This window comes from Streptomyces diastatochromogenes, assembly GCF_002242805.1.
Taxonomy (GTDB): Bacteria; Actinomycetota; Actinomycetes; order Streptomycetales; family Streptomycetaceae; genus Streptomyces; species Streptomyces diastatochromogenes.
In genome coordinates this window covers 1-342 of sequence record NZ_MCGQ01000150.1, presented here as the reverse complement: position 1 = coordinate 342, position 342 = coordinate 1, and the positions used below count along the sequence as shown (strand labels likewise).

Annotated in this window: 1 protein-coding gene; it reads left to right on the top strand. The window is 68.7% G+C overall.

All coding sequences use genetic code 11. The features are described 5' to 3' along the window. Nucleotides 1-342: acyl-CoA dehydrogenase family protein (locus BEK98_RS47195; RefSeq protein WP_208643445.1), on the top strand; the 342-nt coding region annotated here is incomplete at both ends.

Sequence of the window (342 nt, the reverse complement as noted above, 5' to 3'; positions counted from 1 at the left end):
GCACCGAGGAGCAGAAGCAGCGCTATCTGCGACCGCTGTGGATCGGTGAGGAGGTGTGGTGCCAGCTGTTCAGCGAGCCCGGCGCCGGCTCTGACCTCGCCGCGCTCGGCACCCGGGCCGTGCGAGAGGGCGACGAGTGGGTGGTCAACGGGCAGAAGGTGTGGACGTCCGGCGCGCACAACTCCCGTTGGGCCATCCTCATCGCCCGCACCGACCCGGACGTGCCCAAGCACGCGGGCATCACGTACTTCATCTGCGACATGACCGACCCGGGCGTCGACGTCCGTCCGCTGCGGCAGATCACGGGTGAGGCCGAGTTCAACGAGGTCTTCCTCACCGACG